This window comes from Infirmifilum sp., from assembly GCF_049970975.1.
GTDB lineage: Archaea > Thermoproteota > Thermoprotei > Thermofilales > Thermofilaceae > Thermofilum > Thermofilum uzonense.
The window spans coordinates 1-3,917 of record NZ_JBMFLX010000117.1 but is presented as its reverse complement, the minus strand read 5'-3'; the positions used below and the strand labels follow the sequence as shown (position 1 = coordinate 3,917).

Genomic DNA, 3,917 nt, shown 5'->3' with positions numbered 1-3,917 from the left:
AGCCGGGAAACATGTGGGGGCCTCCTACTCCCACGAGAATGCCGGCCTTCTCCTCGAGGGTTAACCGATCAAGTAGCTCTGAGAGTTTCACATATATGTAAAAGACGATTTTTTATAAAAATTATTACAACGGGAATCAGCCTTAACTCAGAGAAGGGATTAATTATTTAATCCTTCGTTTTCTTTTGGACAGGAGTAAAATTGAGGCGAGGATAAAGAGGGTTGTTATAACTGCTATCGCCATCATTGCCGCAAGATTGGTTGGATGCTCCCCTTTTTGGTCCTGTGTAGTCTTCGAAACAATAATAGCTTCTCTAATGTATTCTTCAGCTTGGAGCAACTTAACTTTAGCTCCTGTAAAGTTCCCAGTCTCTAATTTCTCTCTTGCATCTTGAATAGCCTTTTCAGAAAGTATCAACAGCATCGTACTTTTCTCCGAGCCCTTTTCACTCTCTAATTGGATCAATTTAGACTGGAGAGAATTGACCCAGCTCAATAACTCCTTGTATTCTTTAATGTTTTCCTCTGCCTCCCTGAGCAATGCCCTAGCATGTTTAATCAGAATCTCCGCACCAGAGAGATTGAAGTGTAAAGCAGCTTCCTTTGCTTGTACCATCATTAGCCTTGCCCCTTCGATTTTCGCAAATAGATACTGATTTTTACATTCTTGTGATAATCCCTCGTAATGAGACTCAATCGTTGAGATTTGCTCCAAAAACTTCAAAACATCACTGGCTTCATTATCAAGTTTTGTTGCTAATTCGATAGTGCTTGTGAAATTGTTGTTTTTAAATAAGTCAACAACTTTACTCACATTTTTCGAGAAGACATCCGAAGCGTTAAGAGGGGTTACTTCCTTCTTTAAAAGTAGGGAATGAATTAGTTCCGCGGCTTGTGAACGTAGAGATACCCTGGGAGAAAATACTATCAATTGTACTTCTAGAGGTAAAAGGGAAACATTGATTTCTTCTGGGAGTATAGCCTCGGAGAAATTAAAAACGAATTCACCATTTTTAACCATATACACCGTATACTTTGAATTGGTGTCACGTTGAAATGGGAGCTTTAATCTAACCTGGGACTTTACGCTATCAATATTGGTTAGTACTATGCCAATACTCCCGTCTGAGGCCTGCCAAGCGCTAGCGTATACAGTGGCAGTGTAAAAAGGTTCAACATCTTCACCCGAGTAAGGTATTGATTTAGCGCCTGGGACAAGTATAAATTTGTTATCTATTATTTCTGGGGGACGCAGCATTACACCTCCAACCAGGAAGTCGTAGGCGTAAGTTGTTCTTAAAGAGGCTATCCTCCTTGAGTATTCAAGCATGTCCCTTGCATATAAGTTCAGATTGTAGGGAGGCCCTGTTCCCTGAGGGTCAAGAATTATTGCTGGAATCTCTCCCCAAATAAGAGCATTGGCAAGACATCGTCTATAGAAAGTTCGATCCCTCCCGTCAATATAGAGGATACTAGAAGTGAGCAAGATATTCTCATGATATACAGCATGCCACAATGGAATATATTCATTTAAGGAAGTATTATAAACAAGACCTTCGAATTTGGGATAAGGAGGAAGTCCACCTATAACTTCGTCGAAAGCAATATCAATGAAGGGAATATATGCTTCTGCTAGCCATTCAGACGCTATAGAGGCTTCGGGATTGATTTTTCTTGCCTCCTCTCTAACTTTCTTGTAAATCTCAAGAAAGCCTTCGGTCCACCAAGTCCCCCCTCCTTCAGGAAAAACTCCTCCAATAAAGTTTATCTGGGGAGGTGGAGGGCCTCCGTCCAACTGGAATACGTCAACATTCCTTGATACGAGTTCTTTAATTATTTTAAGAATAACGTTAAGCCAATAATCCGAGGGACCCATGTAGAATCCTACTTGTTTTACGATAACACCGCTGTTATTGTGTATATGCCAACTATATGTATATAAGTTGCCTCTTCGATCTCTGGGAGCATACTTGGCAGCTTCTTGCCACCCGGAGGCATTGAAACTATACATGTTAATCATGGGTATGGGAACAAGTATTCTCCCACCTTTCATATGAGCATGAAGAATAGAGGATTCAAAGCTTTCCCAGCCTTCTGTTGGTGGAAAATAATCAGGCATTGCTACTCCAAATCCGTTCTTTTCCCAGCCTCTCCACGTGAAGAGGGGTATGACGTTAAAGTAACTCCTAACCTTCTCCGCTGTCTCAATAATGTTGGAGTAAGGTCCGTTCCACATTATAGAATGACGTTCCCAATACCTTGTGAAAAAATCGGCTATCAGACCGACTCTTTTTAACCAGATAGGTGTATCTTTGTCACCTTCAAGTGTTTTTTGTGTCCACCATTGTTTCCTTGCCCACTCTTTATACATCATTGCAGCATCATACCAGTCTCCTTGAAAAACTCCTACAACTATAGTGTAAGGAAGTGAAAAAGGTTTTGCGATTGAGAAGGGGGGATGGTGCAGATATGCTAAGGAGATAGTATCAGTTTTTTCACTTTTCAATACACTGAAGGATTTCAAGAAGGTTCCTTTCTCGTCATATGTGGCAACATACAAACCACTCTTTTTTTCATTGGAATAGTATGCTACGAACTGCATATTGAAAAAGCCGGATGGATATAATGGAAAACCTATTCCCTTCCCTCTGACAATATTTATTGCGGGGTTCTTCATGAGAATCCCGGACCAACTCGGGATTACTAGGAAATCTCCTATTGAGGTGTTTGAAATCTGAGAGATGCCGGAGATTAGAGGAAACCAAACGTTTTCTATCACAACTGAGTCATAGTTTTTATACTCAATATGCCAATAGCTTAATCTTGACTCACTGGGAACAAATATTTTTACATGGACTTCGATGTTTAAAATTCTTCCTGGCTCAGTCGATTGTAGACCACTCCAATAAAAATCTACATATGCACCCGTAGAGTTTAGGCCATATGCATAAGTGAAGTACTTGGAATTTCTTCCTAAAGCAGCTTCGTACCATCCTTTCTTTTCAGACCAGTACTCCAGGAGAAATAATCCCAAGTCGACGGAAGCCTTATCTTGTATAAAATCTGTTTTAGTAGACTTATCGATTATAGAGTATAGGCCTACCCAATTATTATTACTAAAAGTTATTACTATTTCAAGGAAAGAGTTACCTATTCTAAGAAAGTTGTATGTGGCGTAAACATATGAAGAAGCTTCACCCCTAACGGAGGTGATTGCAAAAAAATTTAAAGTAAGCAATAAACCCAGAAAAATAGATGAAAATTTACGATCAGGGAAGCGAGACAATAAAGGCATAGATCTGCATTCCCTATTCAATCATTAAAAATTTATATTAATTAATTTTTCTATTTAGTAGCAATCATTTTAAGGTTGTTTTAAAGCTAGAGCTTCGCAGTTGACTGTCGCAGAGGTAGGAAGTGAAACTCTGGAGGATTACCTCAATATTGGAATTGACAAATAAAATGCAAAAACCATAAATATTTCTTAGCAGAGAAACAATTATGGGTAAAAAAGGAAACAGAGAAAAAGACTTAGCCAGGTGGTACGAGAAACTAGTCTCAACGAGACGTGGAGGTCATCATCGAGGTGGTCCAGGCGAACCAGACTATGTGAGGGGACGGGATCAAGGGGAGGTTAAGTACTGGAGCCGCCCTATGAGCAAGTTTGATGTGATGAGAGAGGTCAAGAAGGGTAGAACTGAGATAGTTTCTAGGGAGGGTTTCACAAGGCAAGCAATAGACTATGTTGAAAGGTATCGTAAGGGTCGGGTCAGACTGTATCACCGGGGTAAAAGAGTAGTATAGGCGCCTCTCCAAGTAAGTTGTTGAGGAGAAGCCTAGACTACTTTGATTTCATTAGAGTATTTTGATTTCTCATGACTTGCCGCGACATAAACTTTGTAGAAGCGACGATTGAG

At 40.1% G+C, this 3,917-nt stretch carries 2 protein-coding genes; one reads left to right on the top strand and one right to left on the bottom strand.

Features of this window, described 5'->3' with window-relative positions; all coding sequences use genetic code 11:
- Nucleotides 1-163: 163 nt before the first annotated feature.
- Nucleotides 164-3,295: a DUF6259 domain-containing protein gene (locus ACP5KC_RS09235; protein ID WP_428287355.1), complete on the bottom strand. Its 3,132-nt coding sequence runs from the start codon at nt 3,293-3,295 to the stop codon at nt 164-166.
- Between the two features lie 206 nt (nt 3,296-3,501).
- Here ACP5KC_RS09235 and ACP5KC_RS09230 point away from each other — a divergent pair, with 206 nt between their 5' ends.
- On the top strand, nt 3,502-3,804 hold the full coding sequence (locus ACP5KC_RS09230; protein ID WP_428287354.1) for a hypothetical protein: 303 nt from the start codon (nt 3,502-3,504) through the stop codon (nt 3,802-3,804).
- Nucleotides 3,805-3,917 lie beyond the last annotated feature (113 nt).